Source organism: Helicobacter cetorum (genome assembly GCF_900198405.1).
GTDB classification, from domain to species: Bacteria; Campylobacterota; Campylobacteria; order Campylobacterales; family Helicobacteraceae; genus Helicobacter; species Helicobacter cetorum_C.
Window position 1 is genome coordinate 1 of the sequence record NZ_FZMR01000020.1, and the last position, 19,308, is coordinate 19,308.

A 19,308-nucleotide genomic window follows, 5' to 3' on the forward strand; every position below is an offset into this window, starting at 1 on the left:
TAAGGGGGATAAGGGGGGTATTGTCGCAAAATACCACCCTGTCCCCCTTAAGAATAAGAAAAAAGCAATAAAACTTTTTTAATATAAATAACTATCAAAGAGAAAAACAATTAAAGCACTACTTCTAAAATGCAAGCTTAAAAGCTCTTCACTTATCAATAATCTTTAATGAAAAATTTTCTACGCCCTTATCCTTAATCAAGTTAAAAAACTCTCTTACAGCGTCCGTGCTTTTATAAATCATTCTATTATCAGCTTGTTTGCCTAAAAGAATGCATCCTAAAGTATCATGCGCGGTGTTTCCAATATGGATTAAAATTTTTCTATCGCTGAAACTTTTATCATTTGGGTTGTGTAATTGCAAAACCGCATGCCTAGCTCCGTGCTTGTTTTGGTATTCTTTAGGCACTGAACAGCTTGTATCACTCCAAGAAAGCGTATAAGTGCGTGCGATGATAGGCTTGTCTAAATTGCTTAAATCCGTAGGCTCTCCGCTATTTTCTAAACAATAGCAAGCAAACAAAGGGTCTAGTTTGTCGCATTCTTCTAAAAGCTCATCATCGCTTAAATTCTCGTTTAATTGCGTTTTATCAAACACTCTAAAACTCCCTAGCATACTGCTTTCAGTCTTATTGTTTTTTTCTACGCTTTCTAAATCTTTCAATCGTTTCATTAAAACAAGATACATTTTTTTAATCCTTTTGTTGTTAAAATGAAACTATTAAACCTAAAAATTCAAAGCGTTTTAAGGGTTAGAGCTTATTTTGATAGATAGTTTTTTAAAATCTCTTTTAACTCAATCTTAGAGAGATGATTAGACGCTACTTTGACTACAACTTCTTCTAGCTCTTTGGCGAAGTTTTCTATAGAATAGTCATTAATGCTTAAAAGGTGCATTCCTAAGTAAATAGCGCTGCGTTTATTGGCATCATTAAAAGGGTGGAATTTAATGCAAGCAAACATTAAATGCGTCAATTTGTCGCAAAAAGTAGGGTAATAAACATCATCTTTTATCTGTTCTAAAGCACTTGACAAATAGCCTATATTGACTTTATTATAGCCTTTTAATCCTTTGGTTTGTTCTAGGATTTCATCATGAATAATAATAGCGTCTTGAATGTTTAGATAAAACATCTCTACTTATTAGCTAAACGCTCAAAAACGGCTTTAACGCTTGGCTTTTGCAATTCTTTTAAGCAAAGCTTTCTAGCTTTTTTTAAGGCTTTTTCTCTTTCTGTTTTTTCTTGTTTCATTGTAAAACCTTTTGTTTTGGTATATTTGTATTTTAGCTTTTAGAAGTTTAAAAAAGAATTTAAGGCTATTATCTTAATCACAAGGGAGCTTTAAAAACTCCCTTGCTTGTCTTTAGTAAAGTCTTTCAGCTAAGACTAAGACAATTATTATTACAATAACAGCCACTTTAAGCATTTATACTCCTTTCAAAAGAACTCAAGTAAGAAGTAACCGCTAATTACCCTTACTTGTAGGAGTATTATAACTTTTTTAAACTTAGAAATTATTTAAAAGTGTATATAGCTATACGCTTATTTTAACATATTGTTATAATAGATTAAATTTTCTTAAAAAGAGTTTAAAATACAAATGCTTTTAAATTCTCTTAGCTCTTTGATTAAAAAAGGTTTTTTCAGTTGGATTTCTTTTTGGTAGTTCTTTATATTTAAAAAGTTTGTTATTGTTTTTTCTTATTCTTAAGGGGTTTCTTTCTTTTTGATTGTAAGTGCTTTTACTGATTGTTTTAAATTTCTTTCTTTTAAGGGGTAGGGGGTTGTCAATAAAGGCTTACGCCTTGTTCGCTGTTTTACTAAAAGTGCATTTAGCACTTTTTAAAACGCTCACTGATATACCCCCTATTCCCCTTAAAAATCCCCTTTACCCCTATAACGCTTAAGGGGTTATCACTTTTAAGCAAGCTTAAAAGCTCTTTTTTGGGCTATCGCTTGTTTGTCAAACAAGCTCTTTATTATTGGCTCTTGTTATTTTTCGTTAGAAGTGCAAAATTTTAAATCTTGTTCTAAGATTTCTGTATAGACTAACAACTGCTTTAAATACTCCAAGCTATCCAAACTCTTAAGCGGTCTTTCTGGCATGCTCACATCGCATTTGATAGGGACTTTCACTTGACTATAAATTATTTTCTTAGCGCACCCACAAAAAATCGTTAAAAAAAGCAAGCCAAAGCTAATTTTTAACACGCTCATAATGTTTTAAGCTCTTAAATGTTGGTTTTTATTCTTCTTCATCATCTTCTTCTAAGGCGTCCATTTCATTAAGCGTATATTCGGCTAAAAAATCTTCTTCATCATTTTTTAGTTCTTCTTCATATCTTGCTATACTTCTTAAAGCAAGTTCGCTATAGCCTTTAATATCTATAAAATTATCCTTGTGCATATAATCCCCATTAACCACCCTTGCGACTTTATGCAAAATCATTTCTAAAGAACATTTAATCTCATTAGGAAGGGCTATAAAGTTTGGGTGAGTTCTCAACGCTTCTTTAAGCTCTGTATCTAACATCGCCATTGTCTCATAGTCTCCGTATTTCTCTTCTCTTTCGTCTAAAATTTGATTAATAAATGGTTTCATCTTTTGTTTTCCCTTTTGTGTATTTTTCCGTTTACTACTTCCATAAAAGACGGCTCTTCATTTAGTTCTGTGAGTGTAAAATAGCCTTCTTCTAAAATGCTTGTAGTTATTAAAGAATCATAAGGGTTTAAAGCGCTTAGATTGGGGGGCGTTAGGTTAAAATCATAATAGCCATAATCTGTTGATTTTTTCTTGTATTGGTTAGGGCAAAATGTAACACCAAAAATCTTGCAACCCATAACCCCTAATTGAGTATAATCCTTAGTTGGCTTATAGATAAACTTCGCATAATAGTGAGAAAAAATATAAAATTTATTCCCACCGATAGCGTCCATAAAAACTTCAGAGTTTAAAAGAGTTCTTAAACTAGCGCTTAAAACTTGAATATCACTAGGAGAGTTACTGCTCGCTAGTATGATATAAGAATCATTGCCATTACTTGCCCTAAAACACAATGAATAAGGCAACCACACTTCTACAAGGTATTTTTTATTAGCCTCAAATAAAGGCGTTTCTAAATTTTGACTATCAGCTAAATAGAAAAGATGCTCAAAATCATCGCCAATATTATAATAACTTCTTTCTTGAAAATCAGAATTGATAACCCTACTTAAAACTTTGATTTGAGAGCTTTTGTCTATAGATTCAGCGCTCAACTTGGCTAATCTAGCTTGCTCTTTAGCCTCATTAGCGTTCCTTAAGGCGTTGTTAGCTTGATTTGTAGCGTTTTGAGCATCCGCTATAGCGTTATTAGATTTTTTTAAGGCATTCCCTGCGTTATCATTAGCTCTTTTAATGCTTTCTTTTGTGGTGGTTACTTCTCTTTCTAGTCTTTCTACTTTATCATTCAAACCACTATTAAGATGGTTTAATTCTGTTTTTGATTGCTCTAATTTTTCATTTAAAGCAAGTTTAGCGTTTTCTACTTCTTCAGTTAAACTTTGGCTTAATTCACTCTCTTTAAGTTCTAGCTCGCTTAAAACGCTTGCTTTATCTTGTGTAATCGCATTAATGGCATTCTCTTTATTAGAGTTAATCTCGCTTAAGGCGGTGCTTTGAGAGTTTTTTAAACTCTCTAAACTCTCGCTTGTTTTGTTTGTTAGCTCGTTTAGGGCGTTGGTTTTTTGGTCATTTAGTGCGTTGCTTAAAAGCTCTTTTAGGGAATTTAAAGCCTTTAAAATCTCTTGTTTGTGCGTGTTGATTTCAGTTTGCAATTCTTCTGTTTTATGCGTTTTAAGGTTTTCTAATTCAGCGTTTAAGGCGTTTTCCAAGCGTTGTCTTTCTTTTTCTAAATCGCTTTGAAGTTCGTTTATTTTTTCGCTCACTCCATTATAAGAGTTTTCTAAAACTTCTATATTAGGCCCTAAGCTCGCATTTAATTCCCTTAAATAGCTTTCATATTCTTTTATCTTTGCTTTTAAAGCGTTAAAATCAAGCGAGACATTTTGTGATGTCTTTTCAAGGTTTTTAAAAACTTCTATATGCTCAAACGCTTTTAAAATCGCATAGATTCCATCTAAACTTAAATAAACCTGCTCCTTAAAATCGCTATTATCCTTTAAAGACTTATCTAACTTTGCTAATAGCGTTTCATTATTAGAGACGCTAGAAACGCCTTGTTGTTTTAAAGAGCTTAAATCTATGTTTGGCTCTGGCATTGTAGGAATTTTCATTATACGCTATCCTTGAGTTGCTAAATAAATGATAATTTAGCGTTTTAAAAAAGGATTTAAAAGGGTTAGAATTTTATTTTGATAGATAGTTTTTAAAATCTCTTTTCTACTTATTAGCTAATCGCTCAAAAACGGCTTTAACGCTTGGCTTTTATAATTCTTTTAAGCAAAGCTTTCTAGCTTTTTTAAGGCTTTTTTGCTTTGTGGTTTTTTCTTGTTTCTATTCGTATTTTAGCTTTATTAAAAAAGAATTTTAGGCTATTATCTCAATCACAAGGGAGCTTAAAAACTCCCTTGCTTTGTCTTTTAGTAAAGCTTTTCAGCTAGAACTAAGACAATTAAAATTAAAATAAAAGCCTTATATAGCATAAGTTACTCCTTTCAATAGAACTCAACAAGCGATAAAGAGTTGGCGCTCTTGCTTGTTGGCTAGGAGTATTATAACTTTTTTAACCTTAGAAATTATTTAAAAGTGTATATAGCTATACGCTTATTTTAACATATTGTTATAATAGATTAAATTTTCTTAAAAAGAGTTTAAAATCAATAAAAATATAAAAGAGCTTGACAAAGTCAAGCGATAGTTCCTTAGACTAAAAGAAACAAACAAGAAAATGAATTAAAAACCAATCTTTTAAAACAAAAACTTCTTTTTAATCTTTTATATCCGCCATGTGCGTTTAGTAAAGATATTCCTTGAATTGCTGATTTTAGTTTCTCTTTTTATAGGAGCTACAACGCTTTCATGCGCTATAGCACTAGCCAAAGCGTCTATGCAATCATCTTGTCTAAAGGGTTTATCAGGGTTAAAGCTAAAAAGCTCTTTTTGGATTTGTTCCATATATTTACAACTATGACTAAAGACTAAAAAGCCCGTATTATAAAAGGGTCGCATGGCTTTTATCTTATCTATTTTGCTAATCTTTCTACTAGGGGTATAACAATAGATTTCATCGCTTAACATATCCTTTGCTTGTTCTTTGGCTCTTTGATTAAATTTAGCTAATTCCACCATTAAAAGCCTATGTAGCACTAAACCCCCGCCATCACTTTCTATATAAGTTTTAGCACTCTTATAAGTCTCTTTAGCTTGCAAAATGTAGTTAATCGTGTCTTCTTCACTCCATATCCCACAATAACAATCTAAAGCGATGTAACGCACGCTATTATGGTAATTTTCCACACCCACCACCACAATAGCCCTATTATCTGCCTTTTGGCTTAAACTTAAAGCATTATCTACAAAGATATACAAATTCATTTCGCCTAACTCATGCGTGAAAATTCTAGTTAAAAAGCTAGGGTCAAAATACCCCCCACTTGTAGTAATTGGCTCTTGCTGGTATTGGCTAGAAAATTCATCATTACCCATTTGTAATCTTAATTCTTCTAGTTGCTTTTTATCATGCTTTAAGGCAAATAGGGGGGTTTGTTTTTCTCTTATGTGTGTAAAATCCTTAATTTTGTAAACTTCTTCTTCTTCGTTTAAGGCTTTTAGTTTAATGTGTTTCCATTCTTTTATCGTGTCTATATCAAACTCTCTTTCATTTTGCAAAAACCCGCACAAATCGTTATTCCCTAAGCGTTGCATAAGAATTGTAATGTTGGAATTGACATCTTGCAAACGAGAGATAACACTTTCTTTAAAGTTGGTATTGACATTATTAACTTCTTTTTTAGAACTCATATCACTTACTTTGATAGGGTCATCTATTAGAATTTGGTCAGCGTGAAATCCTGTTAAAGCTGATTTTAAAGTGGTTACAAACAAACCCCCACCTTCTCTTAATACAAACCCCCTAGCCGTGTTGTTTAAAAATTCAAAGCTTTCATCATAAAAAACATTCTTGTAAAATTGACTTTGCATGAGCTCTCTTACTTGCTTACAAATCCTTTTACACAATTCATCGCTATAGCTCACATAAAAAATCTTTTTGCTTTTGTCATGCCCTAAACTCCACGCTATAAAGCACCTTGCAATAATTTCTGTTTTTCCATAGCTTGGAGGCATATTTAAAATCAAGCGTTTAATCAATTCTTCTTTTTTGCAAGTGTTAGGTTGCGTGCATTCTAAGACTTTACACAAATATTCTATATGCCAGCTTTCTAATAACAACTCGTTATTAAATCTTTCCCACTTGAGTTTTAAAAAATAGTAAAAATCACGCCTTGCTAACTCTCTTAAGGCTAATTCTTTTTTTAAATTCTGCATGCTTTCTCCTATTAGCAAGCATTCTATCTAAGAGTAGTTGATATTTTAAGGGTTATTTTAGATTTTTGTATAATATGGTTAAAAAATAAAAGGATTTTTAAGCATGTATGCTATCGCTTTTGATTTAAAAATTGAAATTTTAAAACAAGTTTATGGTGAGCCTTATAATAAGGCTTATGATGATTTAAGGCAGGAATTAGAGTTACTAGGCTTTGAATGGACTCAAGGAAGCGTTTATGTCAATTCAGCCAAAGAAAACACCCTTGCACAAGTCTATAAAGCTATCAACAAACTAAGTCAAATTGATTGGTTCAAGCAGTCTGTAAGAGATATTAGAGCTTTTAAAGTAGAAGATTGGAGCAATTTTACTGAAATTGTTAAATCATAAATTTTTAAGAGTTTTAAGGCTATTATCTTAAATCACAAGGGAGCTTAAAAACTCCCTTGCTTGTCTTTAGTAAAGCTTTTCAGCTAATACTAAGACAATTACTACTAAGATAATAATCTTATTTTGCATTTTATGCTCCTTTCATAAGTTAAAGAACTCAAGTAAGAAGTAATTGCCGTTACCCTTACTTGTAGGAGCATTATAACTTTTTAAAAAATCTTATTCTTTCTTTTTAGTTAATTGATTTGTTTATTTATCGTTTCTTAAAAGTGTGCAACGATTTTAAGAAACACAGCTAATAAACAAAAAGAGCTTAACGAAGTTAAGCGATAGTCTCTTAAAGCGTTGTTAGGGGGATTGGGGAGTTTTTAAAAACTAAATGTTTTTAAAAACCATAGGGGGCTAGGGGGCGAATGATTGTCGCAAAATACCACCCTGTCCCCCTTAAGAATAAGAAAAAGAAATTGAAATGTTAAAGTTTAAAAGAGTGGTTTTAACACTCAAAGCTAAATGCTAATTAAAGTAAAAAAAACATTTTTTAAATCCGTGTTTAATCAATTTCAGTAAAACATAAGAAACTATCGCTATAATACAAAACTTATTACTTGTTCGTGGCTTTAAACCTTTTTGGTCTTAAGCAACAAATTTTAAAAAGAACGAACACAAACACGAACAAGTAGTAGCATATAACTCTTAAGTTTTATCAACATTCCTTCACAAATTCTTTTAACTTAACCTAGTAGCTAAGATTTTGGCTACTAGGATATTTTTGCCATGTGGTTTTATCGCTTGTTTTTAAAGCCTTATTGTTGGCATTATTGGCATTATCAGTATTACCTTGTTGTAAGTCATTTATCGTAATGGCTTGGTTGATTTGCTCGCTTTCATTGGTAGTCTGTGCTAAGGCTCCTTGATTACTATATTTTTGCGCTTTAGCTTGTAATTCCATAATCTCAGCTTGCATTTTTTGTAATTGTAAAGCTTGTAATTGTTCGTTGTAAGGCGCTTGTGCTTGCGAATTTTGATTTTGCATTTCATTAGCTTGTTGTATCGCTTCTAAAACATCATTTGTAATGGGTGAATCCATGTCATTTAGCATTAAAGGCACTAAAGAAGGCACTAAATCAGGGCGAATGGGCGCTAAAATCTTTAAGAGTTCATTCCAGTTATACCACTTCTCATCTCTAGTTTCTGTTTTTAATTGGCTCTTTAAGATTAAATCAAACTTTAAGGGGCGTATCTTATTCTCTTGTTTAGAATTGATTTTAAAGTATCTATCGCCTACTTTCTTATCTACAATCTTAAAAACCTGCTCTTTGGTAAAATACTCACAAATAAAGCTAATCGCTAGTTTAAAAATCAAGCGGTCCATATCATCAGTATTTTTTAGAAATTGTTGCAAGCCCATTAAACCGCTTTCTTTCCTTTGAGCGATAGCAACCCCGCTTTGACGATTGATTGCCATACCTAAGCTTTCATCATTTAAGCCCGCTAGAATGCGTAATAATTGGCGTTTCTGCTCGGCTTTTTGGCTAAGCGCGCTTAAATCCGCTTGGTTATTCATAAATTGAATTTTATTATCTTTTAGGGCGTTTGGTCTCACTTTAGCTATAGCGTTATCTAAGCTCATCGTTTCTACAAATTCTTCTATATCTACAACGGCATCTTCTTCAAACATCGCTTTAAAACTTCCCATCATATTTCCCATGCGATTTTCTGCATAGTTAATAAAATCTTGCATAGGCTTTATATCTCTAAAAAGTCCGTAATAATTATTCAATTCATCAGTATAGAGTTTAGAGACAATAAACGGGCAAGCTCCGTTTTTAAAAGGCTTTTTTTCTACTTTATAAATGCCAGCGTTTCTACTCCATAAGTAACGATTCCATTCGTATTCTTTAGTCTCTGTGTTAAACTCTTTATACCAGCTTTCAATGATTTTAGCGATTTTTTCATTATTGACATAGCTATAATTGACTACTACTTCACTACCAAAAAGCATTAAACTTTCTTGTTCAGTGATTTCTAGCATTTTATGAAAACGCCTTGCATCAAGGGCGTTTTTATCCGTGCTGAAATAATCTATTACAAAGCTTTCAGGCTTTAAAGCTTTAATATCAATTTCAACATTTCTTTCTTTATCTTCTACTACCCATAATTGAATCACACCTAAACCGCCTATTAGCAAGTCCTTATCCCTTGCTATCATCGCTTTATCGTAGTTTTCTTGTTGGATAAACACTTGCAAAAGGCTATTTAATAAATCGCTCAAGGCTCTATCTTCTTGTTGCTTAGGACTTAGTCTAATCTCGCTAATACTTTCAATCTTATAGCCTAAAATCTTATTAACAATCACTTTAAACATATTCTCAACGATAGGCGTTTGGCCGCGCTCTTGTATGATTTTCAAAACATCAGGGGGGAGTTGGTTTCCGTTGTAGTATTTCTTAGCTTCTAAAAACTCGGTATTTTCTATTAAAGCCTTTTGATAGTCGTTTTTAAAGTTATCTTGCAAGGTAGTAAAATCTAGCATTCAATCAAACCTTTTTAAGTCAATTTAAGCGTATCATAGCTACTAATAAATGGTTTTTGTAGGGTTAGAAATCTCTTTAAAAAAATCTCATTCTTAAATTAAAATTTTTTATTTCAGTAAGTATATATTGAGTTTTTTATTGGTTTTAAATTTCTTTCTTTTAGGGGGCGAGGACACTATCCCTTAAGCCCCCAAACCCCCTATGGTTTTTAAAAACATTTAGTTTTTAAAGACTCCCCATTACCCGCAAGGCTTAGGGGTTATCACTTTTAAGCGTTGCTTAAAAGCTCTTTTTTCTTGTTATCGCTTGTTTGTCTTTCAATAAAGATTAAGAATACAAGCACTATAATAATGCCGATTTTCATATTTAATCACCCCCCTTCGCACTTTAAAGAGTGCTTTTACTCCCTTAAGCCAATACTGCTAATATTTACTTAATGGGAAGGGGTATTTTAACAAAAATCCTAAAAAATAAAAAAATCGTTTGCTTTTTTAAAATCTTGTTATAGGGTTTTTAATGTCGTAGTTTTTAGCGATATTATCTACGGCTTTATTATTAGCTAGTCTTTCTTGCTCTCTAGCATTATAGCGTTCATTTTCTAGCCTAAATTGCTCTCTAGCCATTCGCATGCTCTCTTTGGCATTTTTATTCTGCTCGCTTGAATTGATAGCTCCTGTGATTAAAGAGCCAATGCCTCCAATCGCTCCGCCTATCATACCCATTCCACCTAAACCACCCACGCTATTAACGAAGTTAGAAAAATTTGAGCTTTTAGGGTTTTCATTAGTAATAGGCTGTGAATTTAGATTATCTAAATAACTGCTATATCCGCTACTAAAAGGGGTTATACCTAAGAACTTCGGCTTTTGCCTGTCTTGTAAAAAATAGTTTTGAGTGTTTAAAGGGCCTGAAAAAAACATTTTTTATCCTTTTTGTTCGTTTGTTTATTATATCTTTAAAAGCCTTTAAAAATATACGCACAAGTTAGACAAGTGGATATAATCAAAAGAGAACACACAAAAACGATTTTTAAGCCTTTAGAGTGGCTATCTTTTAGCTTATATTTAGTGTATTCTTCTAGCATTTCCTTATTATCAATTTTTATTTCCACTTTATCGCCCTTATCTATGTTAAAGTTTTCTACAATATTGCGATTACGCACGCTTTTAAAAGCCTTTAAAAATATATGCACATGTCAAACTAGCCCCAAGAGTAACCACCAAAACGCATGCAAAAATAGCAATACACACTACAAGAGTTACAAACCTTTCATTTTTATAGTTTTGTTCTTCTGTCATCTTTTGCCTTTGTTTTCTAAAAAGCAATCTAAAATCAAATACACTTAAAAGCCTTTAAAAATATATGCGCATGTCAAACTCGCACACACTATCAAAAGAGACGCTACAAACACAAACGCAAAAATTTGCAATTTTTCTATTTTATAGTTTTGTTCTTCTGTCATCTTTCGCCTTTGTTTTCTAAAAAGCAATCTAAAATCAAACACACCTAAAAGCCTTTAAAAATGTATGCGCATGTTAGGCATGCCATAAAAAAACATGCTCCAATCAATATAAAGAAGTTTCTATTATTTTTATTCCTTTCTTTTGTGTAGCTCTCTAGTTTCTCAATCGTATCAATTTTAATTTCAATACTCACTTTCTCACCTTTGCTAAAAATAATAGAAAATCTTTCAACAAGATTTTTCATTCTAACCTTTTAAAAAACGATTTTTTATCAAAACACAAACCCCCTAAAATAAGGGGTTTTAAAAAGCGCAAAAAGAGTTTTTAATACTCTACTTCCATTTCACTAGGTAAGAAATAAAGCACCCTTAAAACGCCTTTGCAATCTTGTGCGTTTGCTGATTTAACTTCTGCTACCACGATTTTAGTATCAAGGCTAGTGTAGCATTTAGCGCTAGTGCTGTATTTTGTTGTGTTAGCATTCACATCAGCTAAAAAATAGTTTTTATGGCTCTCATCTTTGAAACCTACATTAATAGTCCCAGCAGTTGGAGTGCCGATGATTTCTAAATGGCACTGAATCACTTCAGCACCAATAGGCAAGGCTACTACATCATAAACGCCATTCTTAATCTCAAATTCTGCTTTAGCTAAATAGCTAACGGTTTTTACTTTTTGCTTCATTGTTTTTCCTTTCGTTTAAAAATTCATTTTGTTGTTTTAAGCAACGCTTTAAAATATCCTTAGCTTTCTTAGCTAAAAACTACTCTTGCTTAAAACGCATGGTTTTAAATTTCTTTCTTTTAAGGGGTAGGGGGTATTTGCGATATACCCCCTAAATCCCCTTAAAAATCCCCTTTACCCCTACAACGCTTAAGGGGCTATCACTTTTAAGCAAGCTTAAAAGCTCTTTTTTGGGTTATCGCTTGTTTGTCAAACAAGCTCTTTTATTTTGGGTTTTACTCCATGTTGCTCACAAGGCCAATAACGGCGAAGTCTTGGTTGTCATAAGGGGTTTTTTCACCATCGCTACTTTGGTATTTAGCTTTTGAAACGCCCATAATGCAATCTACGCCTACTACAGACTTTCTGCCTGCGTCTTTGGTCTCATCAATGTAGAAATTCGTTTTTTCACTACCAGCTAATAGCACGCTACTAGCTCCCATTAAACAACCAATAGAAATTTGCTTATCGCCTAACTTCTCTTTAACTCCTGCTACTTTTTTAATGATGTCTCTAAGTTGAGCGGGGCTTACAATGCTACTAGCATTGGCTTTATTGATATAGCGTGAAAACTCGCTATCACTAATGGTAGAATTTGGCATGCCTACATTTAGTTTATTCCACACGCCCGCATCTATGATTGGGCAATTATCTATCACACCTAAAAGCCCATGGTATAAAATGCCTTTGTCTTCATTAGCGAACGCATAAAGCTTTCTTAGCTCTTTGTAATCTTCATCTTTTTTAAGCTGGTTAGCTTGGTAGCTATCTAAAAAGATGATGTAGCTAGTATTTTGTACCATTACATCGCCCACACTTACCATATCCGCTCTAATGGGCTTAATAGGGAAGGCTTTATCCCCATTAGCTTTTAAACCATTTCTAGCTAAAAAGATAGCCTTTCTAATGGTTTCTACGCTCATAGTTTGGCTATAAAGATAGTTAGTGAAATCATTAGTTAAGCTTGCAACAATGCGCTTGTCTCTCTCTTCATTCATCCAAGACGCTAGACTATCGCATGCTTCTTTGATAAAATCAATTCTTTCTAATTCATCATACGCTTTAATTTGACTAGGCAACGAATTACCAAACACTTCAGGGTAAATGGTTTGACTTAAGATTTCTAGCTTGTCATAGTTGGCATCAAAATCAGTATTACCACTCACTCCACTTCCGCTTAGCTGTGATTTTAGCCTTGGTCTATAAGGCTGAACATTCTTAACTAAATAAGTGCGAATACCCCTATCACTAGAACGCCCCGTAATGCTTTTAAAAGGGCTTTTAACCCAGCTTGCATTTTGGATTTCATAACCTACTTCTACGCCAATATTGGGGTTACTAGCGATATTGCTAAAATTAATATTATTCAAGTTTTCTAACATGTTTTCTCCTTAAAATCGTGTCATTACATTTTGATTACTAGCGCTATTAACGCCGCTCACGCCATTACCTTGCACTTCTTTTGGTAATTCTTTTTCTTCTTCCTTAGCGATTTCTTCTTCTTCTTTAGCGATTTCTTCTTCTTCTTTAGCGACGCCTTCTTCTTGTTGCTTAGTTGCTTTTAAAAACTGATAAATCGCCTCAAAGAAATCTATGCCTTCTAACTTGTCTATTTCTCTTTGATATTTAGGGCTTAATTCTTCATTATAGAATCGCACTAGCTCGTTCATATCAATGTTTTCATCTTTGTGTTTTTCTAAAAACTCGCTTTGCGCTCTTTTAATTTCGCTTTGTTTTTTAGAAGATTCTATCTCATCGCTTAAGGCTAGGGCTTTGTCGGCTTTATCTAGCACATGCTCTTTAAGATAGTTGTTTTGAGCCGTTAGAATATATTTGTAAAAATCAACTTTGTTATTGAAAAACAAATCTTCTAACTTCTCGTCCGTGTGTTCTGCCATGTAATTGGCAAAATCATTTTCTAAACTCGCCTCACTTTGAGCGATTTCTCGCTTAAGCGTTTCTAGTTCAATCTCTTTGTCTTTTGTATCCATGCTCTTCCTTATAGAATAAGATGTTGTATTATGCAAAAATTTAAAATGCGTTTTAAGGGTTAGAAATTCTTAGTTAATAGCTTTTAAATATTAAAAAGCTCGCTTTTTAAAAGGAATAAGTTTTTTAATTGGGTTTTCTCTTTTTGTTATAAATGCTAAAAGCATTGTTTTTTTATTCTTAGCTATTGGGGCTAAAAAACTCTTAAAAAGCTTTTTGGCTTTTCTTTTATTCTCTTTCTTTTAATTCATTCTCAAGTGGGGAAGGGGGTATTTGCGATATACCCCCTTATCCCCCCTTAAGAAACCCCCCATAACCCCTATAACGCCTAAGAAGTTATCGCTTGCTAAAGCAAGCTCTTATATATTTTCTTAAAAACGCTTTTAGCGTTTTTAATTGGATTTCAATTTTTGTATAAAATTTCTAACCCTATTTTTCAAAAACTTCTTTTACTATAATTACAGCGTCTTAAAAGAAATTACTCCTTCTTTTAAGGCTATTTGTTGGTATATCCCCCTTAAAAGTCTCATTTAAGGGGGGCGTTTATCTCACACCCTTACTACTTTGCTAAAATGAATGTTTTTAGAATACATTGCGTTTAAATAGTTGGTTAGATTATCCTTAGCGAGTTTTAGAAGTTGCTTATAGCTTGCAATAAGATTTAAGTTATTATCGTTTGTAGGAATTTCTAAAAGATTACACACCACGCTATAAACCAAAACATCTAAGCTTATTTTGGGTAAATCTAGGCTTTCTAAAACATTGCTAACTTCTAGGCTCCTAAAATAGATAACTTCTAACTCGCCCGCTTTAAAAGGCGTTACGCTCAATCTATCGCCTAAAATCAGTAATTCTACTTCGCCCTTATCTTTAGGAATGCTTGTTCTATTTTCTAACTCTTTTTTATCCAATTTCGCGCTTTCTATGCCTAAAAGATTAGGAATGTTTAAAAAACGCTCTTCATCTTCTAATACCACTCTTGTAATCTCTTTATTAAGCCTAAATTCTAAAATCGTGTTTAAAACCGCTTGATTTAAGCTCTCTATTAAAACGCTATCTTTAAACATATAGCTTTCTATGTCATTGTCGTTTAATCTCGCTCTAACTTTGCTTAGAATTTCGCTCACTTCTAACATTTGGGTATCCTTTTAAAATTCATCTTTTTGTTTTTAAAAACGCTAAAAGCGTTTTTAAGATAAACAATAAAAGAGCTTAACGCAGTTAAGCGATAGCTCCTTAAAGCGTTGTTAGGGGGATAGGGGAGTTTAATAAAGACTAGATGTCTTTTTAAACCAAAGGGGGCTAGGGGGCGAATGATTATCGCAAAATACCCCCCTGTCCCCCTTAAGAAATGAATGTTTAGATAAAAAGAAATTAAATTTAAAAATTTCATTTTTTCAAGCTCTAGCTTTTTTAAACGCTTTTATCGCTTGCTTTTTGTCTCTATCGCTTAAGCTATTCACTCTTAAAAGCTCGCTTTCTTTCTCTTTAAAAAACCTTGGCACTAGGTAGTAGTAGCCTTTCTCTATATTCTTGTCATAAGTTTCTAAAAACTCGTTTAATAGCCTTTCTTGCTCGTTATCTTCTAGAATCTCTTGTGTGAGTAAATAGCGTTCTATTACACTAGCTTTGAGTTTAAAAAAATCTAAATTCTTAGGGTAGTCTAAAAAATCAAGCTCACCAATGCCCGCACACACCCCAAATTCTGTTTCATTAAACTTATAAGTGCAAGTAGGAGCGATAGCTAATTCTAAAGTTTTAGGCTCTTTAATCTCTCGTTGGACTATCAAATCCCCATGCTTATTAAACGCCCTTAAAACCCCGCTAGTTTTGAATGTAACTAATCTCTTAAATTTATCCATCATTTTAATCCTTTAATTCTAGCAAACACACGCACACCAAAATAAATCAAATACGCCTTAAACTTCATAAATGCTTTAGTTTCTAGCATGCTTTCTAAAAAGAGTTTATCGCAAGCTTTCCTAGAACTAATCATAAAATCCTTAGGTCTTTCTAGCTTGTTGTTTAATACATCACACATATAATCGTGTAAAATTGCGCATTTAAGCCCTTTACCATATTTAGGCACTATAAAGCTTAAGCCCATGTTCGTAAAGCCGTCAGTTTTAAAATTCGTAGGCACAATGATAGCTTTTGAATTATCACTTTTAAGGTAGTATCTAAAGCCTTCTAATAGCCTTAAACTTTTGCCGTCGTTAGAAAATTCCACTTTGATAGGTTCAGTAAAGTTTTGCATTTTAAATCTCTTTAATCTCAAAGTTTTGTAACTCTTCTAAGCTATCAATTTGGTATAGCCTTTCTTTTTCAGCTCCATAGAAGTTTAAAATCTCGCTTTTAAACCTTAAACCATCCGCAAAAACCTTTCTAATCTCTGCTTTGGTATGCTCTTTATAAGTCTTAGGGCCTAGCGTGTTATCTTCTAAGACTTTAGCGCACCTAAAAGGACTTCCTAAATTCGCGCTCGCTAGTGCGTTGATGTTTAATTGGTCTTCTAAACGCATATCATAATGATGTAAGCTCCCTAACGCATCGCTATTAAAGCCTTCTAAAATCTTAGTATCACAAATTTGATTGATAACTTTTTCTAATTCTTGCTTTTTATGAAAATAAAAGCATTCTTTGAGCTTGTTTATCATCTCTTCTTTAGAAGGAAGTTCTATATCATCGCTAAGTTCTAGTATAAGGTCATCATTTAGAGAACTTATGCTACCTTTTAAATGATAAAAGTTTACCATTTCGCCTAAACATTCTTTATACGCAATCATATTTTCTAAAACGATTTTTTGCATTTTTCAAACCTTTAGTTCATAAATTTACAAGGCATTTTAAAGCAAATTAAAACGCGTTTTAAGGGTTAGCTATCTTAATTGCCCGTTAATGACTTCTTGGATTTTTGGCTCTTGTTCTAATTCAGTGAGTGTAAAATAGCCTTCTTCTAAAATGCTTTGGTATTTTGTCCTATAAATTGATTCAAAATTGTTTAATTTTACTTTACGCAATGAATCAAGCGCATCACCGGAATATTGCATGGCATTTGTAGGGCAAAAAACAACTTCTACAATTCTACAACCCATAAGAGATAATGCCATGTAGTCCTTGCTAGGGCTATAAAGGAATTTCACATAATAGTGAGAGTAAACTCTATATCTTTTGTTTACCATTCTAGCAATTTCAGTATTTACAAGAGATTTTATGCTTGGATATAAAGCTTGTTTATCTGTTTCTGAATTTTTTGCTACAAGCATTATATGCGAATTATCCTTACTAATATAATCAATATAAGCTAATTCATAAGGTAGCCACACTTCTACAAGGTATTTTCTATTAGCTTTAAATAAAGGCTCATCTTGGCTATTGGCTAAATAAAAAAAATGTTGGAATTCATCGCTAGTGTTAATATATTTTACATCTTTTTGATAATCCACATTAACAAACCTACCAAATACCTTAATGACACCGCCTGAATTGGTTATCAATCTACTATTAAGGTTATTTAACTCCCTTATCTTTTCATTGGCTGTATTAGTAAAGCTCTCTAATTCTAAGCGTTTTTGAGCTTTCAAATTCTCTAAACTCTCGCTTGTTTTGTTTGTTAGCTCATTTAAGGCGTTGGTTTTATTGGAGTTAATCTCGCTTAAAACGCTTGCTTTATCTTGTGTAATCGCATTTATAGCATTCTCTTTATTAGAGTTAATCTCGCTTAAAACGCTTGCTTTATCTTGTGTAATCGCATTTATAGCATTCTCTTTATTAGAGTTAATCTCGCTTAAAACGCTTGCTTTATCTTGTGTAATCGCATTTATAGCATTCTCTTTATTAGAGTTAATCTCGCTTAAAACGCTTGCTTTATCTTGTGTAATCGCATTTATAGCATTCTCTTTATTAGAGTTAATCTCGCTTAAGGCGGTGCTTTGAGAGTTTTCTAAAAGTCTTAAACTCTCTTGTTGTCTGTTTTGTAATTGGTTTTTAAGCGTTTCTAAAAGCTCGTTTAAAGCGTTTAGGCTCTCTGTTTTAGCTTGATTTAAAGCGGTGTGTGCGTTTTTTAAAGCGGTGTTTAAAACGATTTTAAAACCTTCTAGTAATTCTGTGCTTTTAGAATTGATTTCATTTTCTAACCTTTCAAGCTCGCTTAATATCGTTTGTTTGTTGTTCTCTAGGGTTTGTTCTACTTCTATAGCGTTAGCTTGCATGCTAGTATTAAAGGCGTGAAAATAGCTTGTATATTCTTGCATTTTAGCTTTTAATTCTTGGCTAGATTCTTGTAACCATTCTATAGTGTGTCTTAAATTCTCATCAATTTCATTAGCGTTTTTAAAAAAATCTAAGCTTAAAAGGATTTCTAAAATTCTCACTATTCCCTTAAGGCTTAATTCAACTTGTTCTTTCCATAGCCCATTATGATTTAAAGAATTTTGCAAATCTTTTAAAAGCTTGTTAGTGAGTTCTTTTATCTCTGGTGCTTGTGTGATGTCTAAATTAGGGCTTGGTAAATTAGGGTAGTTCATTTATAAATCCTTTCATATTAAGCCTTTTAATGCGTATTGTTGCTTAAACTTTAGCTTAAAAACCAAGCTCTTAAAAGGGTTATAATTCTTTCTAACGCACCCGATAGTATAAAAACACACAAGAGAGCATAAACAACGCATTAAGCACACTCCCTATAGCCTTATCTAAATGATTGATAATTACAAGCAAGATTAAAATTAAATAACCAATGATAAAGCTCATTCCCGGATATTTGTTTATAAAGTCTTTGATTTTTTGCATGCCTTAAACCTTACAAAAACAATCTTTTAAAGGTTCATCATCAACAAATTCTAACTCTTGTTCTTTTTTAAATTTATTTTCCATATACTCCATACTACGATTTTTTAAAAACCACGATTTATTGATAGCGTTATCTTTGCACAAGCTTTCATATTCTTTCATTTTAGCCCACTCCTTAGGATAATACTTCCAAATTCTGTAAAAATCTCTTAAGGACTGATAAGGACAAAAAAAGCAACCCGTTCTTTCAAAATGCTTGTATAAAGGGTTTTCCATTTCTCTATCTTGTAAATACTTTTTACAATCAAGTTCGCTCATTTTATACTTATTCAATAAGGGGTATTCAAATTCCTTATTCATAAACTTCGCTCTGTGCGCTTCATCTGTAGTAATGCCTACTAAATAAACCACTCTATTAGCCTTAAGAGTTTTAACAAACCTTTCTAAGGGATAGACCTTGCTTTCTCTACGCCATCTGCAAAAAACATGCCCACTACTTAAAACGCCTTTAGTTCTACCCAAAAATATTCCCTTGCTTGTTTCTTTTAGAATCTGATTAGAAATAAAATCCCCATGCGGTTTAGTAATAACGATGTTAGCGTTGTATCTTTCTTTCCAATATTGACTAACCTTATCTATATAATCATACATAGCCTTAAATTCATTTAGAGTGTCATTAAAGACAATGTAATCTAGCTTTGCTTTATCTCTTAAAAGTAAGTCTATCATAGCCGTGCTATCTTTACCACCACTCCATAAAGCTATTTTAGTTTTCATTGGGGTTAGTCTCTCTTTTTATGGTATAATTCATTCGCTAGCCCACTCCTTAGGCTTACTCAAGCGTTCTAGCCTGCGGAATGAAAGAGTGGATAATGTCCGCCTTGTTTATCTCGCTTTTAATATAGCTATCACTTACTCTCAAACCCGTTCTTAA

23 protein-coding genes are annotated in these 19,308 nt (G+C 32.7%); 1 reads left to right on the forward strand and 22 read right to left on the reverse strand.

Annotated elements, in window-relative coordinates; all coding sequences use genetic code 11:
* Positions 1–148: 148 nt before the first annotated feature.
* From C6H25_RS06220 to C6H25_RS06245, 6 genes are all read right to left on the reverse strand, one after another.
* On the reverse strand, positions 149–688 hold the full coding sequence (locus tag C6H25_RS06220) for a DUF5675 family protein (RefSeq protein ID WP_104748581.1): 540 nt from the start codon (positions 686–688) through the stop codon (positions 149–151).
* 71 nt (positions 689–759) lie between these two features.
* Positions 760–1,134 (reverse strand): type II toxin-antitoxin system death-on-curing family toxin, encoded by a 375-nt coding sequence (locus C6H25_RS06225; protein WP_104748582.1) that lies wholly within the window; start codon positions 1,132–1,134, stop codon positions 760–762.
* An 860-nt stretch (positions 1,135–1,994) separates the two neighbouring features.
* Positions 1,995–2,219, reverse strand: coding sequence for a hypothetical protein (locus C6H25_RS06230; RefSeq protein ID WP_104748583.1), 225 nt, complete (start codon positions 2,217–2,219; stop codon positions 1,995–1,997).
* Positions 2,220–2,247: 28 nt separating this feature from the next.
* Complete coding sequence (locus C6H25_RS06235; RefSeq protein WP_104748584.1) at positions 2,248–2,604, reverse strand: hypothetical protein; 357 nt, start codon at positions 2,602–2,604, stop codon at positions 2,248–2,250.
* Positions 2,601–4,277, reverse strand: a complete 1,677-nt coding sequence (locus tag C6H25_RS06240) for a coiled-coil domain-containing protein (RefSeq protein WP_104748585.1) — start codon at positions 4,275–4,277, stop codon at positions 2,601–2,603. Before C6H25_RS06240 ends, C6H25_RS06235 begins: the two co-directional genes overlap by 4 nt.
* Before the next feature lie 661 nt (positions 4,278–4,938).
* A complete protein-coding gene (locus tag C6H25_RS06245; RefSeq protein WP_104748586.1) occupies positions 4,939–6,489 on the reverse strand; it encodes a hypothetical protein in 1,551 nt (516 codons plus the stop codon).
* 103 nt (positions 6,490–6,592) lie between these two features.
* Between C6H25_RS06245 and C6H25_RS06250 the strand changes: the two genes are divergently transcribed.
* On the forward strand, positions 6,593–6,877 hold the full coding sequence (locus C6H25_RS06250) for a virulence associated protein VapD (protein WP_104748587.1): 285 nt from the start codon (positions 6,593–6,595) through the stop codon (positions 6,875–6,877).
* 736 nt (positions 6,878–7,613) lie between these two features.
* Here the strand turns inward: C6H25_RS06250 and C6H25_RS06255 are convergent.
* The 16 genes from C6H25_RS06255 to C6H25_RS06320 all read right to left on the reverse strand — a co-directional run bounded on the left by C6H25_RS06255 (position 7,614) and on the right by C6H25_RS06320 (position 19,151).
* The gene (locus C6H25_RS06255) at positions 7,614–9,410 is read right to left on the reverse strand and encodes a portal protein (protein ID WP_104748588.1); all 1,797 of its coding nucleotides are present in this window, start codon (positions 9,408–9,410) and stop codon (positions 7,614–7,616) included.
* A 492-nt stretch (positions 9,411–9,902) separates the two neighbouring features.
* Positions 9,903–10,331: a hypothetical protein gene (locus C6H25_RS06260; protein WP_104748589.1), complete on the reverse strand. Its 429-nt coding sequence runs from the start codon at positions 10,329–10,331 to the stop codon at positions 9,903–9,905.
* A 35-nt stretch (positions 10,332–10,366) separates the two neighbouring features.
* A complete protein-coding gene (locus tag C6H25_RS06265; protein WP_104748598.1) occupies positions 10,367–10,573 on the reverse strand; it encodes a hypothetical protein in 207 nt (68 codons plus the stop codon).
* Positions 10,574–10,577: 4 nt separating this feature from the next.
* Positions 10,578–10,709 (reverse strand): hypothetical protein, encoded by a 132-nt coding sequence (locus C6H25_RS08990; RefSeq protein WP_267891815.1) that lies wholly within the window; start codon positions 10,707–10,709, stop codon positions 10,578–10,580.
* A 208-nt stretch (positions 10,710–10,917) separates the two neighbouring features.
* Positions 10,918–11,118 (reverse strand): hypothetical protein, encoded by a 201-nt coding sequence (locus C6H25_RS06270; protein ID WP_104748590.1) that lies wholly within the window; start codon positions 11,116–11,118, stop codon positions 10,918–10,920.
* Positions 11,119–11,198: 80 nt separating this feature from the next.
* Positions 11,199–11,558 (reverse strand): hypothetical protein, encoded by a 360-nt coding sequence (locus tag C6H25_RS06275; protein ID WP_104748591.1) that lies wholly within the window; start codon positions 11,556–11,558, stop codon positions 11,199–11,201.
* A 275-nt stretch (positions 11,559–11,833) separates the two neighbouring features.
* A complete protein-coding gene (locus C6H25_RS06280; protein ID WP_104748592.1) occupies positions 11,834–12,979 on the reverse strand; it encodes a DUF4043 family protein in 1,146 nt (381 codons plus the stop codon).
* 9 nt (positions 12,980–12,988) lie between these two features.
* Positions 12,989–13,588: a Coiled-coil domain-containing protein gene (locus C6H25_RS06285; RefSeq protein WP_104748593.1), complete on the reverse strand. Its 600-nt coding sequence runs from the start codon at positions 13,586–13,588 to the stop codon at positions 12,989–12,991.
* 546 nt (positions 13,589–14,134) lie between these two features.
* Positions 14,135–14,722, reverse strand: coding sequence for a hypothetical protein (locus tag C6H25_RS06290; RefSeq protein WP_104748594.1), 588 nt, complete (start codon positions 14,720–14,722; stop codon positions 14,135–14,137).
* On the reverse strand, positions 14,716–14,979 hold the full coding sequence (locus C6H25_RS06295) for a hypothetical protein (protein ID WP_104748595.1): 264 nt from the start codon (positions 14,977–14,979) through the stop codon (positions 14,716–14,718). Before C6H25_RS06295 ends, C6H25_RS06290 begins: the two co-directional genes overlap by 7 nt.
* Positions 14,980–14,983: 4 nt before the next feature.
* On the reverse strand, positions 14,984–15,451 hold the full coding sequence (locus tag C6H25_RS06300) for a hypothetical protein (protein WP_199768952.1): 468 nt from the start codon (positions 15,449–15,451) through the stop codon (positions 14,984–14,986).
* Positions 15,448–15,843 carry a DUF1353 domain-containing protein gene (locus C6H25_RS06305; RefSeq protein ID WP_104748596.1) on the reverse strand — a complete coding sequence of 132 codons (396 nt, stop codon included), beginning with the start codon at positions 15,841–15,843 and terminating at the stop codon, positions 15,448–15,450. Before C6H25_RS06305 ends, C6H25_RS06300 begins: the two co-directional genes overlap by 4 nt.
* Position 15,844: 1 nt before the next feature.
* Positions 15,845–16,396, reverse strand: coding sequence for a hypothetical protein (locus tag C6H25_RS06310; protein WP_233707349.1), 552 nt, complete (start codon positions 16,394–16,396; stop codon positions 15,845–15,847).
* A gap of 69 nt (positions 16,397–16,465) precedes the next feature.
* Positions 16,466–18,112 carry a hypothetical protein gene (locus C6H25_RS08765; protein WP_199768953.1) on the reverse strand — a complete coding sequence of 549 codons (1,647 nt, stop codon included), beginning with the start codon at positions 18,110–18,112 and terminating at the stop codon, positions 16,466–16,468.
* Positions 18,113–18,203: 91 nt separating this feature from the next.
* Complete coding sequence (locus C6H25_RS08620) at positions 18,204–18,374, reverse strand: hypothetical protein (protein WP_158653894.1); 171 nt, start codon at positions 18,372–18,374, stop codon at positions 18,204–18,206.
* Between the two features lie 3 nt (positions 18,375–18,377).
* Positions 18,378–19,151, reverse strand: coding sequence for a phosphoadenosine phosphosulfate reductase family protein (locus tag C6H25_RS06320; RefSeq protein ID WP_104748597.1), 774 nt, complete (start codon positions 19,149–19,151; stop codon positions 18,378–18,380).
* Positions 19,152–19,308 lie beyond the last annotated feature (157 nt).

Excerpts from the sequence above, each read along its gene's own strand:
- C6H25_RS06235 (WP_104748584.1), bottom strand. The coding sequence starts at position 2,604 with ATGAAACCATTTATTAATCAAATTTTAGACGAAAGAGAAGAGAAATAC.
- C6H25_RS06310 (WP_233707349.1), bottom strand. The coding sequence starts at position 16,396 with ATGCAAAAAATCGTTTTAGAAAATATGATTGCGTATAAAGAATGTTTA.
- C6H25_RS06295 (WP_104748595.1), bottom strand. The coding sequence starts at position 14,979 with ATGAAATTTTTAAATTTAATTTCTTTTTATCTAAACATTCATTTCTTA.
- C6H25_RS06320 (WP_104748597.1), bottom strand. The coding sequence starts at position 19,151 with ATGAAAACTAAAATAGCTTTATGGAGTGGTGGTAAAGATAGCACGGCT.
- C6H25_RS06280 (WP_104748592.1), bottom strand. The coding sequence starts at position 12,979 with ATGTTAGAAAACTTGAATAATATTAATTTTAGCAATATCGCTAGTAAC.
- C6H25_RS08765 (WP_199768953.1), bottom strand. The coding sequence starts at position 18,112 with ATGAACTACCCTAATTTACCAAGCCCTAATTTAGACATCACACAAGCA.
- C6H25_RS06225 (WP_104748582.1), bottom strand. The coding sequence starts at position 1,134 with ATGTTTTATCTAAACATTCAAGACGCTATTATTATTCATGATGAAATC.
- C6H25_RS06240 (WP_104748585.1), bottom strand. The coding sequence starts at position 4,277 with ATGAAAATTCCTACAATGCCAGAGCCAAACATAGATTTAAGCTCTTTA.
- C6H25_RS06285 (WP_104748593.1), bottom strand. The coding sequence starts at position 13,588 with ATGGATACAAAAGACAAAGAGATTGAACTAGAAACGCTTAAGCGAGAA.
- C6H25_RS06260 (WP_104748589.1), bottom strand. The coding sequence starts at position 10,331 with ATGTTTTTTTCAGGCCCTTTAAACACTCAAAACTATTTTTTACAAGAC.
- C6H25_RS06300 (WP_199768952.1), bottom strand. The coding sequence starts at position 15,451 with ATGATGGATAAATTTAAGAGATTAGTTACATTCAAAACTAGCGGGGTT.
- C6H25_RS06305 (WP_104748596.1), bottom strand. The coding sequence starts at position 15,843 with ATGCAAAACTTTACTGAACCTATCAAAGTGGAATTTTCTAACGACGGC.
- C6H25_RS08990 (WP_267891815.1), bottom strand. The coding sequence starts at position 10,709 with ATGACAGAAGAACAAAACTATAAAAATGAAAGGTTTGTAACTCTTGTA.
- C6H25_RS06270 (WP_104748590.1), bottom strand. The coding sequence starts at position 11,118 with ATGAAAAATCTTGTTGAAAGATTTTCTATTATTTTTAGCAAAGGTGAG.
- C6H25_RS08620 (WP_158653894.1), bottom strand. The coding sequence starts at position 18,374 with ATGCAAAAAATCAAAGACTTTATAAACAAATATCCGGGAATGAGCTTT.
- C6H25_RS06230 (WP_104748583.1), bottom strand. The coding sequence starts at position 2,219 with ATGAGCGTGTTAAAAATTAGCTTTGGCTTGCTTTTTTTAACGATTTTT.
- C6H25_RS06255 (WP_104748588.1), bottom strand. The coding sequence starts at position 9,410 with ATGCTAGATTTTACTACCTTGCAAGATAACTTTAAAAACGACTATCAA.
- C6H25_RS06245 (WP_104748586.1), bottom strand. The coding sequence starts at position 6,489 with ATGCAGAATTTAAAAAAAGAATTAGCCTTAAGAGAGTTAGCAAGGCGT.
- C6H25_RS06250 (WP_104748587.1), top strand. The coding sequence starts at position 6,593 with ATGTATGCTATCGCTTTTGATTTAAAAATTGAAATTTTAAAACAAGTT.
- C6H25_RS06220 (WP_104748581.1), bottom strand. The coding sequence starts at position 688 with ATGTATCTTGTTTTAATGAAACGATTGAAAGATTTAGAAAGCGTAGAA.
- C6H25_RS06290 (WP_104748594.1), bottom strand. The coding sequence starts at position 14,722 with ATGTTAGAAGTGAGCGAAATTCTAAGCAAAGTTAGAGCGAGATTAAAC.
- C6H25_RS06275 (WP_104748591.1), bottom strand. The coding sequence starts at position 11,558 with ATGAAGCAAAAAGTAAAAACCGTTAGCTATTTAGCTAAAGCAGAATTT.